Origin of the sequence: Pseudomonas sp. RA_105y_Pfl2_P56, assembly GCF_963970845.1 — a bacterium.
GTDB lineage: Bacteria > Pseudomonadota > Gammaproteobacteria > Pseudomonadales > Pseudomonadaceae > Aquipseudomonas > Aquipseudomonas baetica_A.
On the sequence record NZ_CAXAPL010000025.1, the window covers coordinates 31,739 to 51,103 of the forward strand.

General features: G+C 60.4%; 20 protein-coding genes. 9 read left to right on the plus strand and 11 right to left on the minus strand.

The features are described from left to right. Positions 1–29: 29 nt before the first annotated feature. From rlmD to AACY11_RS17745, 5 genes are all read right to left on the minus strand, one after another. On the minus strand, positions 30–1,430 hold the full coding sequence (gene rlmD / locus AACY11_RS17725) for a 23S rRNA (uracil(1939)-C(5))-methyltransferase RlmD (RefSeq protein WP_339495430.1): 1,401 nt from the start codon (positions 1,428–1,430) through the stop codon (positions 30–32). Continuing rightward, entirely contained in the window at positions 1,430–2,332 is a 903-nt protein-coding gene (gene cysM, locus AACY11_RS17730) for a cysteine synthase CysM (RefSeq protein WP_221733057.1), read from the minus strand. The genes rlmD and cysM overlap by 1 nt, the downstream gene beginning before the upstream one ends. Positions 2,333–2,438: 106 nt before the next feature. Beyond that, positions 2,439–3,464: a PDDEXK nuclease domain-containing protein gene (locus AACY11_RS17735; protein ID WP_339495431.1), complete on the minus strand. Its 1,026-nt coding sequence runs from the start codon at positions 3,462–3,464 to the stop codon at positions 2,439–2,441. A 185-nt stretch (positions 3,465–3,649) separates the two neighbouring features. Further along, positions 3,650–5,074 carry a sensor histidine kinase gene (locus tag AACY11_RS17740; protein ID WP_339495432.1) on the minus strand — a complete coding sequence of 475 codons (1,425 nt, stop codon included), beginning with the start codon at positions 5,072–5,074 and terminating at the stop codon, positions 3,650–3,652. After that, the gene (locus AACY11_RS17745) at positions 5,061–5,783 is read right to left on the minus strand and encodes a response regulator transcription factor (protein ID WP_339464079.1); all 723 of its coding nucleotides are present in this window, start codon (positions 5,781–5,783) and stop codon (positions 5,061–5,063) included. Before AACY11_RS17745 ends, AACY11_RS17740 begins: the two co-directional genes overlap by 14 nt. Positions 5,784–6,002: 219 nt before the next feature. Between AACY11_RS17745 and AACY11_RS17750 the strand changes: the two genes are divergently transcribed. Then, positions 6,003–8,756, plus strand: a complete 2,754-nt coding sequence (locus tag AACY11_RS17750; protein WP_339495450.1) for a response regulator — start codon at positions 6,003–6,005, stop codon at positions 8,754–8,756. An 82-nt stretch (positions 8,757–8,838) separates the two neighbouring features. Next, positions 8,839–9,828: a 2-hydroxyacid dehydrogenase gene (locus AACY11_RS17755; protein WP_339430837.1), complete on the plus strand. Its 990-nt coding sequence runs from the start codon at positions 8,839–8,841 to the stop codon at positions 9,826–9,828. Between the two features lie 19 nt (positions 9,829–9,847). Here the strand turns inward: AACY11_RS17755 and AACY11_RS17760 are convergent, their stop codons facing one another. Beyond that, on the minus strand, positions 9,848–10,303 hold the full coding sequence (locus AACY11_RS17760) for a hypothetical protein (RefSeq protein ID WP_339495433.1): 456 nt from the start codon (positions 10,301–10,303) through the stop codon (positions 9,848–9,850). 133 nt (positions 10,304–10,436) lie between these two features. Here AACY11_RS17760 and AACY11_RS17765 point away from each other — a divergent pair, with 133 nt between their 5' ends. After that, the gene (locus AACY11_RS17765) at positions 10,437–10,871 is read left to right on the plus strand and encodes a hypothetical protein (RefSeq protein ID WP_008079168.1); all 435 of its coding nucleotides are present in this window, start codon (positions 10,437–10,439) and stop codon (positions 10,869–10,871) included. Further along, on the plus strand, positions 10,871–11,275 hold the full coding sequence (locus tag AACY11_RS17770) for an META domain-containing protein (protein WP_339430839.1): 405 nt from the start codon (positions 10,871–10,873) through the stop codon (positions 11,273–11,275). The genes AACY11_RS17765 and AACY11_RS17770 overlap by 1 nt, the downstream gene beginning before the upstream one ends. Positions 11,276–11,341: 66 nt before the next feature. On the opposite strand, the gene AACY11_RS17775 is transcribed toward AACY11_RS17770, so the two are convergent. Beyond that, the gene (locus AACY11_RS17775) at positions 11,342–11,809 is read right to left on the minus strand and encodes a TlpA disulfide reductase family protein (RefSeq protein WP_339430840.1); all 468 of its coding nucleotides are present in this window, start codon (positions 11,807–11,809) and stop codon (positions 11,342–11,344) included. A gap of 113 nt (positions 11,810–11,922) precedes the next feature. On the opposite strand from AACY11_RS17775, the gene arsC reads away from it, so the two are divergent. From arsC to AACY11_RS17790, 3 genes are read left to right on the plus strand one after another with little or no spacing between them, the layout of a single operon-like run. Continuing rightward, positions 11,923–12,276: an arsenate reductase (glutaredoxin) gene (arsC, locus tag AACY11_RS17780; RefSeq protein ID WP_339430841.1), complete on the plus strand. Its 354-nt coding sequence runs from the start codon at positions 11,923–11,925 to the stop codon at positions 12,274–12,276. Then, on the plus strand, positions 12,273–12,869 hold the full coding sequence (gene wrbA, locus AACY11_RS17785; RefSeq protein ID WP_221733022.1) for an NAD(P)H:quinone oxidoreductase: 597 nt from the start codon (positions 12,273–12,275) through the stop codon (positions 12,867–12,869). Before arsC ends, wrbA begins: the two co-directional genes overlap by 4 nt. 1 nt (position 12,870) lies before the next feature. After that, entirely contained in the window at positions 12,871–13,296 is a 426-nt protein-coding gene (locus AACY11_RS17790) for a DUF2069 domain-containing protein (protein WP_339495434.1), read from the plus strand. 99 nt (positions 13,297–13,395) lie between these two features. On the opposite strand, the gene AACY11_RS17795 is transcribed toward AACY11_RS17790, so the two are convergent. Both AACY11_RS17795 and ttcA read right to left on the minus strand, forming a co-directional pair. After that, on the minus strand, positions 13,396–14,070 hold the full coding sequence (locus AACY11_RS17795; RefSeq protein WP_339495435.1) for a DNA-3-methyladenine glycosylase I: 675 nt from the start codon (positions 14,068–14,070) through the stop codon (positions 13,396–13,398). A 69-nt stretch (positions 14,071–14,139) separates the two neighbouring features. Beyond that, positions 14,140–14,964 carry a tRNA 2-thiocytidine(32) synthetase TtcA gene (gene ttcA / locus AACY11_RS17800; protein WP_339430843.1) on the minus strand — a complete coding sequence of 275 codons (825 nt, stop codon included), beginning with the start codon at positions 14,962–14,964 and terminating at the stop codon, positions 14,140–14,142. Positions 14,965–15,252: 288 nt separating this feature from the next. Between ttcA and AACY11_RS17805 the strand changes: the two genes are divergently transcribed. Continuing rightward, a complete protein-coding gene (locus AACY11_RS17805; RefSeq protein WP_339430844.1) occupies positions 15,253–15,855 on the plus strand; it encodes a Yip1 family protein in 603 nt (200 codons plus the stop codon). Positions 15,856–16,004: 149 nt separating this feature from the next. After that, positions 16,005–16,499, plus strand: a complete 495-nt coding sequence (locus AACY11_RS17810; RefSeq protein WP_221733026.1) for a SprT family zinc-dependent metalloprotease — start codon at positions 16,005–16,007, stop codon at positions 16,497–16,499. Positions 16,500–16,535: 36 nt separating this feature from the next. Here AACY11_RS17810 and AACY11_RS17815 read toward each other — a convergent pair whose 3' ends face one another. Together AACY11_RS17815 and AACY11_RS17820 are read right to left on the minus strand one after the other, a co-directional pair. Further along, complete coding sequence (locus AACY11_RS17815; RefSeq protein WP_339495436.1) at positions 16,536–17,717, minus strand: CaiB/BaiF CoA transferase family protein; 1,182 nt, start codon at positions 17,715–17,717, stop codon at positions 16,536–16,538. Between the two features lie 145 nt (positions 17,718–17,862). Further along, positions 17,863–19,197 (minus strand): dicarboxylate/amino acid:cation symporter, encoded by a 1,335-nt coding sequence (locus tag AACY11_RS17820; protein ID WP_339430846.1) that lies wholly within the window; start codon positions 19,195–19,197, stop codon positions 17,863–17,865. Between the last annotated feature and the right edge of the window lie 168 nt (positions 19,198–19,365).

The window sequence follows — 19,365 nt, forward strand, 5'->3', positions numbered from 1 at the left end:
GTCTTCTATGCCCGTGGGCACTCGCGGGGCTAACGCGAGCGCGTCACGGACAGACCGGACGGATCAGACGAGCCATCCTGGCTCGCTTCAAATAACGCCATGGCTTCGACATGCGCCGTCTGAGGAAACATATCGAGAATCCCGGCACGTTTTAACCGGTAGCCCTGCTTGATCAATTCGACCGTATCGCGCGCCAGCGTTGCCGGGTTGCACGACACATACACCAACCGCTTGGCACCCAGGGTCGCGAGCTTGCGCACCACCTCGAAAGCACCGTCACGCGGTGGGTCCAAGAGTACCGCAGAAAAGCCGTTTCCGATCCATTGAGCGTCGGTCAAAGGCTGGGATAAATCGGCTTGAAAAAACTTTGTGTTATGCAAATTGTTACTAGCGGCGTTCGCGGCGGCACGCTCGACCATGGTCTGCACGCCTTCGACCGCCACCACTTCGCGCACGGTTCTGGCCAGCGGCAAAGCGAAGTTGCCCAAGCCGCAGAACAGATCCAGCACACGCTCTTCGCTCGTCGGTTTCAGCCAATCCAGCGCCTGCGCAACCATCGCTTCGTTAATACCGGCGTTGACCTGAATGAAATCCCCCGGCCGGTAAGCCAGATCCAGTCCCCATTGCTCCAGGCGATAACCCAGCGACTGGTTCGCATCAATCGGTTGCGGTCCGCCTTCGCCATGCAGCCACAATTGCGCTTCATGGCATTGGCAGAAATCCTTGAGGATCGTCAGATCCGCTTCCGACAGCGGCGCCATGTGCCGCAGCAACACCGCCAGCGATGAACCGCTGAACAACTCGATATGGCCCAGCGCTTGCGGTTTGCTCAAACGACGGAGCATCTGCGGCAAAGCGGTCATGATCGGCTGCAAGGGCTGTACCAGCACCGGGCATTCGTTGATCGCAACAATGTCCTGGCTGCCGGCAGCACGCAAACCCACCTCAAGTTGCCTGGCTTTGATGTCCCAGCGCACGGCAATGCGGGCGCGACGGCGATAGCCGAACTCGGGGCCGGTCAGCGGCGGCGCCCACTCTTGCGGTTCGACACCGGCGACCTTCGATAATTGCTCGGCGAGCATGAGCTGTTTCAGGGCAAGCTGTTCGCCGTGGGGCAAATGCTGAACGCTGCAACCGCCACAACGGCCCGCGTGCTGACACGGCGCAGGACGGCGCAACTCACTGGTCTTGAACACGCGTTCGGTACGCGCCTCGACCACTTTGCCGTGGGCGCCGAGCACCCGCGCCTCGACCTCTTCACCGGCGAGGGCGCCGAGGACGAACCAGGTGCGGCCTTCGAAAAACGCGATGCCGCGACCGTCATTGGCCAGACGCTCGATGCTCAAGCGCTGTTTTTTGCCGGTCGGGATTTGCGGGGCCTTGCTGCCACCCGTGGGCTGGAAGCGCAGGCCTCTCTCGTGTTTGGCCATCAGTTGGGCGCGTCGAAAATGCCGGTCGACAGATAACGGTCGCCACGGTCACAGATGATCGCGACGATCACCGCGTTTTCAACTTCCTGGGACAGACGCAGCATCGCTGCCACCGCACCGCCCGAGGACACACCGCAGAAGATACCTTCTTCGCGGGCCAGACGACGGGTCACGTCCTCGGCTTCGCTTTGTGCCATGTCGACGATGCGGTCGACGCGGTCGGCCTGATAGATCTTCGGCAGGTATTCCTGCGGCCAGCGACGGATGCCGGGAATGGCCGAGCCTTCCATCGGTTGCAGACCGACGATCTGCACGTTGTCGTTCTGCTCTTTCAAGTAGCGCGACACGCCCATGATGGTGCCGGTGGTGCCCATAGAGCTGACGAAATGGGTGATGCTGCCCTGGGTCTGACGCCAGATTTCCGGGCCGGTGGTGGTGTAGTGCGCCTCAGGATTGTCACCGTTGGCGAACTGATCGAGCACCTTGCCACGACCTTCGGCTTCCATGCGCTGGGCGAGATCGCGAGCGCCTTCCATGCCTTCTTCCTGGCTGACCAGAATCAGCTCGGCACCGTAGGCGGTCATGGCCGCTTTGCGCTCGGCGCTGGAATTGTCCGGCATGATCAGGATCATTTTGTAACCCTTGATCGCTGCAGCCATGGCCAGAGCGATCCCGGTGTTGCCCGAGGTCGCTTCGATCAGCGTGTCGCCGGCGTGGATCTGCCCGCGCAACTCGGCACGGGTGATCATCGACAGCGCCGGACGGTCCTTGACCGAACCCGCCGGGTTATTCCCTTCGAGCTTGAGCAATAGGGTGTTGCTGGTGGCTCCGGGCAGGCGCTGCAAACGCACCAGCGGAGTGTTGCCGACGCAATCGGCGATGGTTGGGTACTGCAAGGTCATGGCGTATTCGCAATCCAGACGTGCGGGGCGCCTATCATACCGGCAAACCCGCGCAGGCCATATCACGCAAAGTGCGGTGCTTATGGTTTATGGGAATAAGGAGACGCTAGTCCGTGTTTTCTGCGTGCGCCGTATCCAATGCATAAAACTCGTGCAGTTTGGCTTGCAACAATTGTTTATCCGGCAAGCACGTTTGGTATTCAGCAATCAAGGCAGGCGAAAGGCTGCGATTAAGGGCGTACTCGACGACCTCGTCCTCTTTGCTGGCGCAGAGCAGCACACCGATGGCCGGGTTTTCGTGGGGCTTGCGAACAGTGCGGTCCAGCGCCTCCAGATAAAAATCCAGCTTGCCGAGGTACTCCGGCTCAAAGCGCCCAACCTTGAGTTCGATGGCCACCAGGCAGTTGAGCCCACGGTGAAAGAAGAGCAAATCGAGCGCGAAATCCCGACTGCCGACTTGCAGGGGGTATTGAGAGCCAACAAAGCAGAAGTCGCGACCAAGCTCGGTCAGGAACGCCTTCAGCCGCCCCAGCAATCCTTGGTGCAGATCGGTCTCGGCATGGACGCCGGGCAAGTCGAGAAATTCGACCATGTAGGCGTCGCGAAATATCTCCAGTGCTGCTGGGTGAGCCTGCTTTAAAGCAGCAGATGCCTTCGCCGGATCGGTGACACTTCGTTCGAACAGGGCTGCCTTGAACTGGCGCTCCAGTTCGCGCTTCGACCATTTTTCCTGAACCGCCATTTTCAGGTAGAACTCCCGCTCTTCCGGGCGTTTGCTTTGGCTCAAAATGATGATGTTGTGAGTCCACGGCAATTGTCTCACCAGTGGTGAGACAATTACGTCATCTCGATAAGCCTCATAAAACTGGCGCATACGAAACAGATTTGGCCGAGTAAAACCGCGCAATCCTGGCTGCGTCTGAGCCAAATGTGCAGCCAGTTGCGAAATAACCGAATCCCCCCACTCCGCCCGCTCAATCTTGCGACTGATATGTGCACCGACCTGCCAATACAGCTCAATCAGTTGTGTATTGACGGTCTGCATGGCCTGGTGCCTGGCACTGTTGATCAGCGCTAACACTTCGTTAAAACGATCGCCATCCGAGATACCGGTAACGCTGGAGGCATTCATGCGCAATTCCTTGAAGATGAGGTGAAGCGCGAGCTTAAACGCTCAACGAACCTTCAAATGACCGCCGATCCTGCTTGGGAAATATCGTACAAAAATACGAGAGCACTCCCGCAAAGTCGGCGGAAATGGACATTCCATAGGACTACATCGCGAGCAGGCTCACGCCTACAAGAGAACCGTTTCCTTCACACAGTCAGCGGCGAACACAACCCCAATGCAGGAGCGAGCCTGCTCGCGAAGGCGTCAGTCGAAGCAATCCCCTCATCAGCAACCAACCGAAAATTCAGTCGCAACCCCGTCCCGCTGTTCTCCGCCCACAACGTCCCGCCCTGGCGCTGCACCGCATTCCTGGCAATGCTCAACCCCAACCCGAACCCGCCATTGCCCGGCCGCGCCCCATCCAGTCGGATGAACGGATCAAAAATCCGCTGCAGATCCCCGTCAGCCACCCCGCCCCCCTGATCCTCCAGACACAGATGCCAATAACTCCCCTCCCGTCGCCCATCCAGGCGCACGATCCCGCCCTCAGGCGAGTGACGAATGGCATTGCGCAAAATGTTTTCCAGCGCCTGCGCCAGCGTATTGAGATTGCCGCGCACCCAGCACGACGCTTCGACGGAACACTGCAATTGCAGACTTGACCAGCCGCTTTCATAACAGGCGTTATCGGTGAGCATTTCCCACAGCGCCTGGATCTGGATGGCCTCATTCGGCAACGGTGAGCGGTCAGTATCCAGCCAGGCCAGTTGCAGCGTGTCTTCGACCAACCGTTGCATGCCGTCGACTTCACGCCCGATGCGCTCGCGCAATTGCACCAGGCTTTGCTCGCTTTCGCTGGCCACGCGCAGTCGACTCAGCGGTGTACGCAGTTCATGGGAGAGGTCGCGAAGCAATTGCTGTTGCAGCGCGACGCTCGATTGCAAACGTTCGGACATCGAGTCGAACGCCCGGGCCAGTTCGCCGAGTTCGTCCGGTCGCTGGGTGATACCGCTCGACAGTCGCACATTCAATTGATCGGCGCGCCAGGCGTTGGCCTGTTCACGCAGGTTGTTCAGCGGCACCACCAGCAGGCGATACAGGCCAACGCACAGTAATAAAGTGAACAGGCCGGGAATCACGCCGTTGGTGATCACCCGCCAGAACATTCGATATTTGCCCGGCAGAAAACGCTCGGGGAGTTCGATCACCAGACTGCCAACGGAGGGGGCTTGGGGAAACGGTATGCGCAGCCACGGCCGCCCCTGCTTGTGGATCGGCCAATCGAGCCCGCGCAGAAAAGTCAGGTGCTGGATTTCCCGGTCATTGAGCGGCTCATTGCTCAACGACTGCAAGTTGCTGCCGATCACGCCGACCCAGGCGGCTTCGCGCAACTCCATGCTCTGCAACCAGCTATCGACGCCTTCGCGCCGGCCCCGCTGCCAAGCCTGCTCGGCTTCGCTGGCATAACGCATCAAGGTGCCACGCGCCTCGCTGGAGAGAAACTGATTGCGTTGCTCCATGTACCGGCCCCACGACCAGCTCAGCCAGATCATCAGCAAACAGAACGCCACCAACAGAAAGGCCAGCTTCCAGAACAGCGAATGACGCCCCGGCAGTTCAGACACTTTCATCAGCGGCACTCAACACATAGCCCTTGCCCCAGACCGTGCGCACTTCGCGCTCGGTATAACCGATGGCCTTGAGTTTGCGGCGGATCTGGCTGATGTGCATATCGAGGCTGCGGTCATGGGCCGCGTAACCGCGTTGCAGAACATGCTGATAAAGGAAGGCCTTGCTCAGCACCTCCTCATCATAGCGATCGAGGGTTTCCAGCAGGCGGAATTCGCTGCGGGTCAGCCCCGCCGGTTGTTCGCGAAAAAACACATCGCTCTGTTGATCGTCGAAGCGCAGCGTACCCGGCGCCACGGGCACGGCTACAGGCGCCGGGCGACGATCCAGGGCCACCCGCCGCAGAATCGCTTCGATGCGCACATGCAATTCGGCCATGCTGAACGGTTTGGGCAAATAGTCATCGGCGCCCAAGCGGAAACCACTGATGCGATCAGCCTCGGCCCCCAGCGCCGACATCAGCAGCACTGGCGTCGAATGACTCTGTCGCAACTGGGTCAGCACCTTGAGACCGTCCAGCCCGGGCAGCAGAATATCCACCAGCACCACGTCAAACGGTTGATGCTGAGCGATGTTCAGACCTTCCTGGCCGTTCTGGCACCACGTCACCTGAAAGCCGCTGCGGCCCAGGTGTTCGTGAACGTAGGCCCCCAGGACCGGATCGTCTTCGATGGAAAGAATGCGTGGCTGAACGACGGAAACAGGATTCATGAGTATCTGCAAATAATTCTCAGTTGAGCGCGATTATTCAAGATTGAGGGACATCGGGCAACCCAAGCCTGGCCTGCCGGACAAACGCGCACCGATGCACAGACCGACCACGACACCATTTTTCCGAAGATTGCCCGCGAGCAAATCGCTACACTGCGCCCATGCCGCGTGCCGGATGCACGCATGAGTCAACAGATCAGCGGGATGCAGGAGACAGGTGTGCTCAAGAAACTGGGAATCAAAGGTCGCGTGATGCTGCTGACCTTGTTGCCGACCAGCCTGATGGCGCTGGTGCTGGGTGGTTATTTCACCTGGACGCAGCAGTCCGACTTGCAGACCCAATTGATGCAGCGTGGCGAAATGATCGCTGAGCAACTGGCGCCGCTGGTAGCTCCCGCCATGGGCCATGGCAACAACGAATTGCTCGAACGCATTGCCACCCAGTCGCTCGAACAACCGGACATGCGCGCGGTGACCTTCCTCGCGCCGGATCGCACGCCGCTGGCCCACGCCGGCCCCACCATGCTCAATCAGGCGCCGAGCGGCGACAGCGCCCAACTGCAAAGACGCAGCGGCAATGACGCGACTCGTTACCTGATGCCGGTCTTCGGCAGACACCGCAACCTTGCCGGTGAGGTGATCCCCGAAGAGTCCGACCGCCTGCTGGGCTGGGTCGAACTGGAGCTGTCCCACAACGGCATGCTGCTGCGCGGTTATCGCAGCCTGTTCGCCAGCCTGCTGCTGATCGCCGCAGGCCTCGCTGGTGCGGCTTTGCTCGCATTGCGCATGGGGCGCACCATCAACCGCCCGCTGGGCCAGATCAAACAAGCCGTCGCGCAACTCAAGGATGGTCATCTGGAAACCCGCCTGCCACCCCTTGGCAGCCAGGAGCTCGATGAGCTGGCGTCGGGCATCAACCGCATGGCCGGCACCCTGCAAAACGCCCGCGAAGAATTGCAGCACAGTGTCGATCAAGCCACCGAAGACGTGCGCCAGAACCTGGAAACCATCGAGATCCAGAACATCGAACTGGACCTGGCCCGTAAGGAGGCGCTGGAGGCAAGCCGGATCAAATCCGAGTTCCTCGCCAACATGAGCCACGAGATTCGCACGCCGCTCAATGGCATTCTCGGCTTCACTCACCTGTTGCAGAAAAGCGAACTGACGCCGCGTCAGCTCGATTATCTGGGCACCATTGAAAAGTCCGCCGACAGCCTCCTGGGCATCATCAACGAGATCCTCGATTTCTCGAAAATCGAAGCCGGCAAACTGGTGCTCGACCATATCCCGTTCAACCTGCGCGATCTGTTGCAGGACACCTTGACGATTCTTGCCCCGGCCGCCCACGCCAAACAGCTTGAACTGGTCAGCCTGGTGTACCGCGACACGCCACTGTCGCTGGTCGGCGACCCGTTGCGCCTGAAGCAGATCCTCACCAACCTGGTCAGCAACGCGATCAAGTTCACCCGCGAAGGCACCATCGTCGCGCGAGCCATGCTTGAGGAAGAACACGAGGACAGTGTGCAACTGCGCATCAGCATTCAGGACACCGGCATCGGCTTGTCGAGCCAGGACGTACGGGCGTTGTTCCAGGCCTTCAGTCAGGCTGACAACTCGCTGTCGCGCCAACCCGGTGGCACCGGTCTGGGTCTGGTGATTTCCAAGCGACTGATCGAACAGATGGGCGGCGAAATCGGCGTCGAGAGCACGCCGGGCGAAGGCTCGGAATTCTGGATCAGCCTGAGCCTGCCCAAGGCCCGCGACGATGCCGAAGACCTGCCCTCGGCGCCGCTGCTCGGACGTCGGGTGGCGGTGCTGGAAAACCACGAACTGGCGCGTCAGGCGTTGCAGCATCAACTGGAAGACTGCGGCCTCAATGTCACACCGTTCAACACCCTGGAAAGCCTGACCAATGGCGTCACCGGCGCGCATCAGACCGATCAGGCGATTGATCTGGCGGTAATCGGCATCACCAGCAACGACATGTTGCCGGAACGTCTGAACCAGCATATCTGGGATCTCGAACACCTGGGTTGCAAAGTGTTGGTGCTGTGCCCGACCACGGAACAGACGCTGTTCCATCTGTCGGTGCCCAATCCGCACAGCCAACTGCAAGCCAAACCGGCCTGCACGCGCAAACTGCGCCGGGCGCTATCGGATCTGGCCAACCCGCGCCAACCGCGCACCGAACCCGGCGAGCCGCTGTCGAGTCGCGCGCCGCGAGTGCTTTGCGTCGATGACAACCCGGCCAACCTGTTGCTGGTGCAAACCCTGCTCGAAGACATGGGCGCCAAGGTCCTCGCCGTGGAAAGCGGTTACGCCGCAGTCAAAGCGGTACAGACCGAATCCTTCGACCTGGTACTGATGGACGTGCAAATGCCGGGCATGGACGGCCGCCAGAGCACCGAAACCATCCGCCAGTGGGAAAGTGAGCGGCATTGCACGCCGCTGCCGATCGTCGCCCTCACCGCCCACGCCATGGCCAACGAAAAACGTGCGTTACTGCAAAGCGGCATGGACGACTACCTGACCAAACCGATCAGCGAACGGCAACTGGCGCAGGTCGTGTTGAAGTGGACCGGTCTAGCCCTGCGCAATCAGGGGCCGGAGCGGGCCAGCGAAAGCACTGCCGACCAAAACGAACTGCCGGTACTCGATCACGAGGAAGGTTTGCGCCTGGCTGCCGGTAAAGCAGATCTGGCGGCGGACATGCTGGCGATGTTGCTGGCCTCGCTGGAGGCCGACCGCGAAGCCATCCGCAATGCACGCGACAGCCACGATCAGAATGCACTGATCGAACGAGTCCATCGCCTGCACGGCGCCACACGCTACTGCGGCGTACCGCAATTGCGCGCCGCCTGTCAGCGCAGCGAAACCCTGCTAAAACAGGACGACCCAAAAGCCGCGCAAGCGCTCGATGAACTGGAGCGAGCGATGAACCGACTGGCAGCGCAAGCGAGGATCAGCGCCTGATCCAGCGCAATGCCGGTCGACGCAGACCCGGCTAAAGTGGATTCGGGTGCTTCAACCCGGGTCGATGTTCCAGGAGGATTCAATGCGCACAATCGTTTTCAGCAGCCAGGCCTACGACCGCGACAGTTTTCTCGCGGCCGACTGCCCGACGGACATCGAACTGCATTTTCAACCTGCCCGGCTCAGCCTCGACACCGCCGCACTGGCCGACAGGCACGAGGTGGTTTGCGCGTTCATCAATGACGATCTCGGCGCGGCGGTGCTGGAGCGACTGGCCGCCGGCGGCACCCGATTGATTGCCTTGCGCTCGGCCGGTTACAACCATGTCGATCTGGCCGCAGCCAAACGTCTCGGCCTGACCGTCGTGCGTGTCCCGGCCTACTCGCCCCATGCCGTGGCCGAACATGCTGTCGCACTGATCCTGGCCCTCAACCGACGCTTGCACCGCGCGTACAACCGCACCCGCGAGGGCGATTTCAGCCTGCACGGGCTGACCGGTTTCGATCTGGTCGGCAAGACCGTCGGCATCGTCGGCACCGGGCAGATCGGCGCCACGTTCGCGAAAATCATGCACGGTTTCGGCTGTAAATTGCTGGCCTGTGATCCGTATCCAAACCCCGACGTCCTGGCACTCGGCGCACGCTATCTGAGCCTGCCGGAGTTGCTCGCGCAATCGCGAATCGTCAGCCTGCACTGCCCGCTCAACGAGCAAAGCAAACACCTGATCAACCGTGATTCACTGGCGCACATGCAAGCCGGCGCCATGCTGATCAACACCGGGCGCGGCGCTTTGGTCGACACGCCAGCGTTGATCGACGCCTTGAAGGACGGGCAGCTCGGCTACCTGGGGCTGGATGTGTATGAAGAAGAAGCGCAGTTGTTTTTCGAGGATCGCTCCGACCTGCCGTTGCAGGACGACGTGTTGGCGCGATTGCTGACCTTTCCGAACGTGATCATCACCGCGCATCAGGCGTTTCTGACGCATGAAGCGCTGGGCGCGATTGCCGCAACGACCCTGCACAACATCGCGACCTGGGCGGCGGGATCGCCGCAAAATCAGGTCGAGGGTTGAGGGTTGAGGGTTTAACGTTTTATTTCGGTGATAGCCAGGACGCCAGAATCAGTAGCGCCAGCCAGCCGAAGCCGAAAAGCCGCTGCTTCGCCGAGTGCCCGCTGCGCAGCAGAAACCAGACGAAAACCATCGGCAACAGGAACACCATGATCTTCAGCCAGCTTTCCACCGGACGGCTGCCATCTTCATTGATGGGCCGCGCAACCGTTTGTTCGGCCTGTTGCCGACGCCGACGCCCCGCTGCGGCCGGCATGACTTTTGGCAAAGGCTCAGGCGCCGGAGGGACAAATGCCTCGGGCACGGCCTGGTTACGCGGCAGACTGCCGAAAGAAATCGTCGAAGGCTGAACGGGGGCCGCTGCGGTCTGGGCTTGTGCGTGGGTTGGCTGCTCTGCCAGAGGAGCCCCGCAATGAATGCACGCCGAGGCTTCTGAGCTGATGTTGCGCTTGCATTCATAACATTCGATAAGCGCCATGTTCCGTTCCTTCAGAGTCGAGGGCGGCAGTTTGCCATGTGTGCAAGCCGATTTGAACCTGATCGAAGGTCACAAGCGTGCGTCATTCTGCAACGTGGCCCGTGCTAGCATGTCGCGCATATTTGGAGGACCCATGGTCGAACACGATTTCCGCTACAACCTGATGAACCCGCAACACACCCTCACCGAATGCCGCGCCCTTGTTCCGGGCCGCTATCAGGTCACCGGCAATGGTGGCTCGATCCGCATCGGTGACGCCCTGTTGGTCACCCTCAAAGGCAGCAAGGACTTGTCCATGCGCCTGACCGTCGAAACCGTCCGCCACCTGATCAATCCGCCGGGCCAATGGACCGCGATGACCACGGGCCCGGTGTTCGGCGAACTGGCGATTCACACCTGGCAGGTCAACTGCGACAGCTGCGCCAAAGAGCTGAGCTTTGAATTCGCCGTCGACGCCAAGCTGGGCAAAACCGCAGAAAAACCAGCGGCTACGGCGCGCATCGCCGAACTGGGCTGGAAAGCCGTTGGCGACAAGCACCTGTGCCCGAAATGCCAGGAGCCTGCGTGATGAAACGCCTTGCCCTGGCCGCTCTGGTCGGTGTTGGCCTGATGGGCTGCGCCGCGGAGCCTGTGCAGTTGCAACAGAACCGCAGCTACATTCTGGAGTGGATCGGCGAGCGGCCGTTGATGGATTACAGCCATCTGACCGTGACACTTGGCGATGATGGTCGCGCCTATGGCAACGGCGGCTGCAACCATTGGTTCGCGCCTTACACGCTCGATGGCAACAAGTTGAGCTTCGGCAAGATCGGCAAGACCCGCAAGCTGTGCGCACCGGCACTGATGGAGCAGGAGCAGCGTTTCCTGCAGGCATTGGAAGGCGTGCAGCGCTGGGACATCTCGCCCATCGAGCAGATGCGCTTCTGGCCGGCGCAAGGCAAACCGCTGCGCTGGTGGCTGGAAGAGGGTTGATCATTTGTGGTGAGGGGACTTATCCCCTCACCATTGAAGCTCGCTTTCGGCAAAAGCTCGGCGTGCCTACTGGGTAGCCTGCAACGCCTCAAGCCTGGCCATCACCCCGGCCGCCGTCTGCTCACCCAGCAACTGCTCCCGCACCTTGCCCTTGTTGTCGATGATGTAAGTCACCGGCAACGCCTCGCTGCGCGGCAACTCGAACAACTCCGCCGGATCCTGCGCCAGCACGGTGAACTGGATGCCCAGTTTTTCGCTGGCGCTCTTCAGCTCTTCCCCCTGCACGTTGTCGAAGTTGACCCCGAACACGCCGACGTTCTTGCTCTTGAGCTCGTCTGCCAGATGGTTGAGCTCCGGAATTTCGGTCCGGCACGGCCCGCACCATTCGGCCCAGTAGTTGAGCACCACCCATTGTTTGTCCAGGCGCTCGGACGCCACCTTCTGACCATTCTGGTCGATGCCGTAATCATTGCCGCAGCCCCCCAGCATCAACGCCCCGATCATGGTCAATGCCGCTGCCAATCGCCGTGTCATGTCGTGTTCCTTGTGAAAATTTGAATGCGCCTGCGACCCATCGTCTCTGAAGGTTCTGGATTGTGCGCTGCACAGTTAGAATAGCCGCCACTTTACGCCAGAAGCGACCCGCCATGACCGATCTGACGCTTTATCACAATCCGCGCTGCTCGAAATCCCGCGGCGCACTGGAACTGCTGGAAGCCCGCGGCCTGACCCCGATCGTCGTGCGTTACCTCGAAACCCCGCTGGATGCGGCGCACATCAAGGCGCTGCTCGGCAAGCTGGGGATCAGCGCACGGCAACTGCTGCGCACCGGGGAAGATGAATACAAAATGCTTCAGCTCGCCGACAGTAGCCTCAGCGAAGATCAACTGATCGCCGCCATCGCCCAGCATCCAAAACTGATGGAGCGACCGATTCTTGAAGCCGGCGACAAAGCCGTCATCGGCCGTCCACCGGAACAGATTCTGGAGTTGCTGCCGTGAGCGCGCCGTACATTCTGGTGTTGTATTACAGCCGCAGCGGCTCGACCAACGAGATGGCGCGGCAGATTGCCCGCGGCGTCGAGCAGGCCGGTCTTGAAGCACGCCTGCGCACCGTGCCGGCGATCTCCACCGAATGCGAAGCCGTGGCCTCGGACATCCCTGATGAAGGCGCGCTCTACGCCACCCTTGATGATCTGAAGAATTGCGCCGGTCTGGCCCTCGGCAGCCCCACCCGATTCGGCAACATGGCCGCACCGCTCAAGTACTTCCTCGATGGCACCAGCAATCTGTGGCTGACCGGCGCACTGGTCGGCAAACCGGCCGGCGTGTTCACCTCCACCGCCAGCCTGCACGGCGGTCAGGAAACCACGTTGCTGTCGATGATGCTGCCCCTGCTGCACCACGGCATGCTGATCACCGGCCTGCCGTACAGCGAATCGGCGCTGCTGGAAACCCAGGGCGGCGGCACGCCTTACGGTGCCAGCCATCATGCCGGGGCTGATGGTAAAAGCGGTCTGGATCAGCACGAAGTGGCGCTGTGTCGCGCACTCGGCCTGCGTCTGGCCAAGACAGCCCAAAAACTGGAGGACTGACATGGCCAGGAAGCCGAAGATTCTACCCTCCGTCGCGTGGCTCGAGCCGCGCGTCAAAGCGATGCGGATTATCAGTCTGTTGTGCTTTTTCGGCCTGGCCGGATTGCTCGCCGCTTACTACCTGATCTTTGCCGACCTGCACGGTGCGCGACCGTGGGTGATTCTGCTGGTCGAACTGGTCCCGTGGATCGTCCTCGCACCGGCCATGATCATAGGCAGCGCTCGCGGACATTCGTGGATGTGCTTTGTGGTGAATCTGTATTTCATCAAAGGCGCGCTGGCGGCGTATGACCCGAACCGGCAGTTGTTCGGCATTCTGGAGATGCTCGCGAGCCTGGCAGTGTTCTGCTCGGCGCTGCTGTATGTGCGGTGGCGGTATCAGTTGAATCGCAAACTGGCGGGTGAAGGCGAGATTTGCGGCGCCTGAGCCGGCGCCTTCGCGAGCAAGCCCGCTCCCACAATGGATCCGTGGCGTCCACAGATCCCCTGTGGGAGCGGACTTGCTCGCGAAGGGGCGGACTCGGTGTCAGTGATTGACGGTATAAGCCAGCATCATCGAAATCTGGCTCATCGGCCGGCCGCCACTCTCTTCATGCCACTGGTTGAACACATTCTGCACAATGGCCAGATCGCGCAGGCTGGTCGGCGCCTTGTCGACGACCTTCTGCGCATTCAACGCCGCGACCACGTCGTAGCTCGGCACAAACGTATCCTTGCCGACCATGCGCAAAAAGCGCGGCGCCGATAGCCCGCCCAACTGATGGCCGTGCTTTTTCAGGTAGGTCCACAGACCGACAATATCGGTCACCGGCCAGTCGGCAATCAACGCGCCGAAACTGCCCTTCTCCTTCTCCACATCCAGAATGAACTGCGCATTGCGCGGCACACTCTTGAGCTTGCCCAAGTGGCGGATGATCCGCGCGTCCTGCATCAAGCGTTCAAGGTGCTCGGCGCTCATCAGTACGACTTTTTCCGGGTCGAACTTGAAGAACACCTCTTCAAACGCCGGCCATTTGGCGTCGACCAAGCTGTGCTTGAGCCCGGCGCGAAACACGCGCAGGGCCATGGTCGAGAGGTAGCGATCATCGCTGATCTTGCGCAGTTGCGCCGGGGTCTTGGGAACGGGCAGATGGGCTTCCAGTTCAGCCGCTGAACCAAAACGGTTCAGACAGTATTCGTGCAGCCACTTGTAATCGCGCATGCCCTCTCCTGTTGAGTGAAGCGAAGAAACCAATGTGTGCGGGCAAGCCCGCTCCCACAGGGATGGTGTTTACAGATTGACGACGTTAACGAAGCGCGAAGCCGCCGTTTCGTCGATCTTCAGGCTGGTGAAGTCGAACAGGTTGCGGTCAGCCAGTTGCGACGGCACCACATTCTGCAAACTGCGGAAGATGCTTTCGGTGCGACCCGGGGTCTTGCGATCCCAGTCCTGAAGCATTTCCTTGACCACCTGACGCTGCAGGTTTTCCTGCGAACCGCAGAGGTTGCACGGGATGATCGGGAATGCCTTGAAGTCCGAGTACGCCTGAATGTCCTTCTCGTTGCAGTAGGCCAGCGGGCGGATTACCACGTTGCGACCGTCGTCGGCGCGCAGCTTGGGCGGCATCGCCTTGAGCGAGCCGTTGAAGAACATGTTGAGGAAGAACGTTTCGACGATGTCGTCGCGGTGATGACCGAGGGCCATTTTGGTCGCACCGATTTCATCGGCAAAGGTGTACAGCGTGCCACGACGCAGGCGCGAGCACAGCGAGCAGGTGGTCTTGCCTTCCGGAATCAGCTCTTTGACCACCGAGTAAGTATCCTTCTCGACGATGTGGTACTCGACGCCCAGTTCTTTGAGGTAGGCCGGCAGCACGTGCTCCGGGAAGCCCGGCTGCTTCTGGTCCATGTTCACGGCGACGATCTCGAACTTGATCGGCGCAACCTTCTGCAGGTGCATCAGTACGTCGAGCATGGTGTAGCTGTCCTTGCCCCCGGACAGGCAGACCATGACCTTGTCGCCGTCTTCGATCATGTTGAAATCGGCGACCGCTTCGCCGGCCAGGCGGCGCAGGCGCTTTTGCAGTTTGTTCTGATTGACCGTAAGAGTGCCCATGACGCGAAATCCGTGAGGTGTGACGAAAGGCCGGCATTTTACGCAAAAACCCTGAGGTTGTGGTCACAGGTTGTCGCCACTGGCCGATTCGCCTTTTACAGACCCCACGGCGATTAACCCGTGTGTTTACAGCGCGATTTGCTCTAACCCCCTGGTCCCGGTGCGGTTCAGACCTTTCTATACTGCGACGTAAGGTCGCACGCATTTGAAGACCTGAACTTGCTCGGCCTCATTGGCCCGTAGGCGCTCCGCTGGGGGGCGATGGCAATAACAAGAGGAGTGACTGGCATGATCCATCACGTAGTGGGACTTTTTACCCACCCCGATCAGGAATGGAAAGAAATCCGTGGCGACCAAGAGGAAAGCATCAGCCACATGTACCTGACGCACACGCTGATCCTGGCGGCCATCCCGGCTGTCTCGGCCTTCATCGGCACCACTCAGGTCGGCTGGGTGATCGGCAACCGCGCCCCCGTGATGCTCACGGTCGAAAGCGCGATCTGGATGACAGTCATGTCTTATCTGGCGATGCTCGGCGGCGTCGCGGTCATGGGGGCCTTCGTGCACTGGATGGCGCGCACCTATGACGCCAACCCGAGCCTGGCCCGTTGCGTTGCATTCGCCACTTACACCGCGACACCGCTGTTCGTCGGCGGGTTGGCGGCGTTGTATCCGCATATGTGGCTGGGGATGATCGTCGGTACGGCGGCCATCTGCTACACGGTGTATCTGCTCTATGTCGGTCTTCCGACCTTCATGAATATTCCATCCGACGAGGGTTTTCTGTTTTCCAGCTCGGTGCTGGCGGTGGGCCTGGTGGTGCTCGTGGCCATCATGGCGTTCACCGTGATCATCTGGGGGCTGGGCGTCGGCCCGGTCTATACCAACTAGAAAAGCGTCCTGCCTGAGAAAAACCAGACCTGCCAATAGAGGCCGCCGCAAGGCGGCCTTCTCGCGTGCAGGATGACCATTCGGCAGTTCGGCGATTCGCAAGTCCCAAGGGTTGCGGCATACTCGACACCTCTGGAGATCCATCAAGCATGCCCGAGCAACTCAATACCCGCGTCGAAGACTGCTACCAACTCGCTGAATCCTTTTTCAAACGTCACTTCCAACGCCCTGTGGTGAGCCTCAAGCTGCGCGGGCAAAAAGCCGGGGTCGCGCATCTGCACGAGAACCTGCTGCGCTTCAACCCACAGCTGTACCGGGAAAACACCGAGCATTTCCTCAAGCAGACCGTGGCCCATGAAGTCGCGCACCTGATCGCCCATCAACTGTTTGGCGACCGCATTCAGCCCCACGGCGAGGAGTGGCAACTGATCATGCGCGGCGTTTATGAACTGCCGCCGGATCGCTGCCATACCTATCAAGTCAAACGCCGCAGCGTGACGCGCTATATCTATAAATGCCCGTGTGCAGACAGCGATTTTCCGTTTTCGGCGCAGCGTCACAGCCTGGTGCGGCAGGGGCGGCGGTATTTGTGCCGGCGGTGCCGGAACACGTTGGTATTCAGTGGTGAAATGCGGGTGGAATAAGTGTTGTTACAACTGGTCCCATCGCTAGCACTGGCACTAAAAAATTACTTTGGCAACACGCCATTCGGTAATCCGCTGCGCACTAAACCCCAACGCCCCCAACACCTGATCCGTATGCTCCCCCAACACCGCCCCGACATGCCGCGGCGCCGGTAAAGCCTCGGAAAACTTCAGCGGACACGCCATCTGCGCCTGTGTCGTGCCATCTCCCCGCGGCACCTGCGTCACCAGTTCCCGCGCCTGCAACTGTGGATGCTGCAGCGCCTCACCCAGGCTCAACACCGGCTCGACACAGGCATCGAGCCCGGCAAACAGCGCGCACAGTTCGGCAAAGTCATGCTTCTCGAATTCAACCTTCAACGCCTCCTTGAGCGCCTGCTGTTGCTCAGGCTTGGGTGACAGGCCGTACGCCGCCAGCTCCGGCCGGCCCAGCGCCGTACACAGTGGCTGCATGAAACCCGGCTCCAAACTGCCCACCGACATCCAGCGCCCATCGCGGGAACGGTAATAGTCGTAGAAGCTGCCGCCATTGAGCATCTGGTCTTCCCACCCCGGCTCCTCGCCGCAAGCCAGATAGCCGGCGCCGGCCATGGCATTGAGGCTGAAGGCGCAGTCCGTCATGCTCACGTCCAGATGCGTGCCCTGCCCGGTTTGCTGACGCGCAATCACCGCCGCCAACAGACCGACAACCCCATGCAGCGAGCCGCCGGCGACATCGGCCACCTGCATGCCCAGCGGCAGAGGCCCGCTGTCGGCGCGGCCGGTGTAACTGGACAGCCCGGCCAGGGCCAGATAGTTAATGTCGTGGCCGGCGCGATCCTTGTAAGGCCCGGTCTGGCCGTAACCGGTGATCGACACGTAAATCAGCTTCGGATTGATGGCTTTCAACGCCTCGTAACCCAGCCCCAAACGCTCCATCACACCGGGGCGAAACTGCTCAAGCACAATGTCGTAATCGCCCAGCAACTGCTTGATCACGTCCAGCGCCGCGGGCTGTTTCAAGTCCAGCGCCAGGCTGCGCTTGTTGCGATTGAGATACGCGTGGCTGGCTGATACCCCGCCGTCATGGGGCGGCAGCACCCGCAGCAGATCCATGCGCGTGGGCGACTCGATGCGCAGCACGTCGGCGCCCATGTCCGCCAGCAGCAGCGAGGCGAAGGGCCCCGGCAACAACGTCGAGAAATCCAGAATCTTCAGTGAGGCCAGCGGTGCGGACATGGGCGATCTCCTTGTGCGATGCACTCAGCCTAGGCAGCTAACCGCCATGCGGCAATCACCGGATGTGTCAGTAAACATGACCGTTGTGCTCAAATCGCAGGCCAAAAAAAACCCGCCGAAGCGGGTTTTTTCATGCAAGCACGAGTTAGCTGACGCTGTTAGGGGTTGGGCCTTCAGCCACACCCAGGTCATCTTCTTCACGCACATCGGAGATACCACGACCGCCCGAGGCCAGCTCGGATTGCAGCACGTCGGTGTCCAGCTCATTCACCCACTTGGCCACAACGAGGGTGGCAACGGCGTTGCCGACCAGGTTGGTCAGCGCGCGAGCTTCGGACATGAAGCGGTCGATACCCAGGATCAGCGCCAGACCGGCCACCGGCAGGTGACCGACCGCCGACAGCGTGGCCGCCAGCACGATGAAGCCCGAACCGGTGACACCGGCAGCGCCTTTGGAGGACAGCAGCAGCACCAGCAGCAGGGTGATCTGGTGAGTGATGTCCATGTGGGTGTCGGTCGCTTGAGCGATGAACACGGCCGCCATGGTCAGGTAGATCGAAGTACCGTCGAGGTTGAACGAGTAACCGGTCGGGATCACCAGACCCACAACGGATTTCTTCGCGCCCAGACGCTCCATCTTGATCAGCATGCGTGGCAGCGCCGACTCGGACGAGGAAGTACCCAGCACGATCAGCAGTTCTTCACGGATGTAGCGAACCAGTTTCAACACGCTGAAACCATGCGCGCGGCAGATGGAGCCCAGCACCACGACGACGAACAGTACGCAGGTGATGTAGAAGCAGATCATCAGTTGACCCAACTGTACCAGCGAGCCGACACCGTAAGCACCGATGGTGAAGGCCATGGCACCCAGCGCACCGAGCGGCGCCAGTTTCATGATCATGTTGATGATGTTGAACATCACATGCGCGAAGCGATCAATCAGGTCCAGCAGCGGACGGCCGTAGGAACCGAGGCGATGCAGGGCGTAACCGAAAATCACCGAGAACATCAGCACTTGCAGGATATCGCCAGTGGCGAATGCACCGACAATGGTGTTCGGGATGACGTTAAGCAGGAAACCGACGATGCTCTGGTCTTTACTGGCCGTGACATAGGAGGCGATTTTCGAGGCATCCAGCGTTGTCACGTCGATGTGCATGCCGGCGCCCGGCTGCACAACGTTGACCACCACCAGACCGATCAGCAAGGCGATGGTGGAAACCACTTCGAAGTACAACAGCGCGTAGCCGCCGGTCTTGCCCACCGACTTCATGCTCTGCATACCCGCGATACCGCTGACAACGGTACAGAAGATGATCGGCGCGATGACCATTTTGATCAGTTTGATGAACCCGTCACCCAGCGGCTTGAGCGCCACACCGGTCTGCGGATAGAAGTGACCGACCAGAATGCCGATGGCGATGGCAACGATCACCTGGAAATACAGGGATTTATACAGTGGCTGACGAGTCGTCATTGCAAGTGTCCTCAAGCGTCTCGCTGGGCAACATCCATCTGTTGTCCGCAAAACCTTAAATTGCGAACCCTCCTGCACTGGAGGGATTTGTTGTGTCGAATGGCGCTTTATCCTGCGGATCAACGCACGCTTCTGACACTCCTATCGCAAGCGTCGTGCCACGTTGGT

Excerpts from the sequence above, each read along its gene's own strand:
- cysM (WP_221733057.1), bottom strand. The coding sequence starts at position 2,332 with ATGACCTTGCAGTACCCAACCATCGCCGATTGCGTCGGCAACACTCCG.
- rlmD (WP_339495430.1), bottom strand. The coding sequence starts at position 1,430 with ATGGCCAAACACGAGAGAGGCCTGCGCTTCCAGCCCACGGGTGGCAGC.
- AACY11_RS17735 (WP_339495431.1), bottom strand. The coding sequence starts at position 3,464 with ATGAATGCCTCCAGCGTTACCGGTATCTCGGATGGCGATCGTTTTAAC.
- AACY11_RS17820 (WP_339430846.1), bottom strand. The coding sequence starts at position 19,197 with ATGACGACTCGTCAGCCACTGTATAAATCCCTGTATTTCCAGGTGATC.
- AACY11_RS17775 (WP_339430840.1), bottom strand. The coding sequence starts at position 11,809 with ATGACACGGCGATTGGCAGCGGCATTGACCATGATCGGGGCGTTGATG.
- AACY11_RS17815 (WP_339495436.1), bottom strand. The coding sequence starts at position 17,717 with ATGTCCGCACCGCTGGCCTCACTGAAGATTCTGGATTTCTCGACGTTG.
- ttcA (WP_339430843.1), bottom strand. The coding sequence starts at position 14,964 with ATGGGCACTCTTACGGTCAATCAGAACAAACTGCAAAAGCGCCTGCGC.
- AACY11_RS17790 (WP_339495434.1), top strand. The coding sequence starts at position 12,871 with ATGGCCAGGAAGCCGAAGATTCTACCCTCCGTCGCGTGGCTCGAGCCG.
- AACY11_RS17770 (WP_339430839.1), top strand. The coding sequence starts at position 10,871 with ATGAAACGCCTTGCCCTGGCCGCTCTGGTCGGTGTTGGCCTGATGGGC.
- AACY11_RS17745 (WP_339464079.1), bottom strand. The coding sequence starts at position 5,783 with ATGAATCCTGTTTCCGTCGTTCAGCCACGCATTCTTTCCATCGAAGAC.
- AACY11_RS17765 (WP_008079168.1), top strand. The coding sequence starts at position 10,437 with ATGGTCGAACACGATTTCCGCTACAACCTGATGAACCCGCAACACACC.
- AACY11_RS17740 (WP_339495432.1), bottom strand. The coding sequence starts at position 5,074 with ATGAAAGTGTCTGAACTGCCGGGGCGTCATTCGCTGTTCTGGAAGCTG.
- AACY11_RS17810 (WP_221733026.1), top strand. The coding sequence starts at position 16,005 with ATGCCCGAGCAACTCAATACCCGCGTCGAAGACTGCTACCAACTCGCT.
- AACY11_RS17795 (WP_339495435.1), bottom strand. The coding sequence starts at position 14,070 with ATGCGCGATTACAAGTGGCTGCACGAATACTGTCTGAACCGTTTTGGT.
- AACY11_RS17760 (WP_339495433.1), bottom strand. The coding sequence starts at position 10,303 with ATGGCGCTTATCGAATGTTATGAATGCAAGCGCAACATCAGCTCAGAA.
- AACY11_RS17805 (WP_339430844.1), top strand. The coding sequence starts at position 15,253 with ATGATCCATCACGTAGTGGGACTTTTTACCCACCCCGATCAGGAATGG.
- arsC (WP_339430841.1), top strand. The coding sequence starts at position 11,923 with ATGACCGATCTGACGCTTTATCACAATCCGCGCTGCTCGAAATCCCGC.
- AACY11_RS17755 (WP_339430837.1), top strand. The coding sequence starts at position 8,839 with ATGCGCACAATCGTTTTCAGCAGCCAGGCCTACGACCGCGACAGTTTT.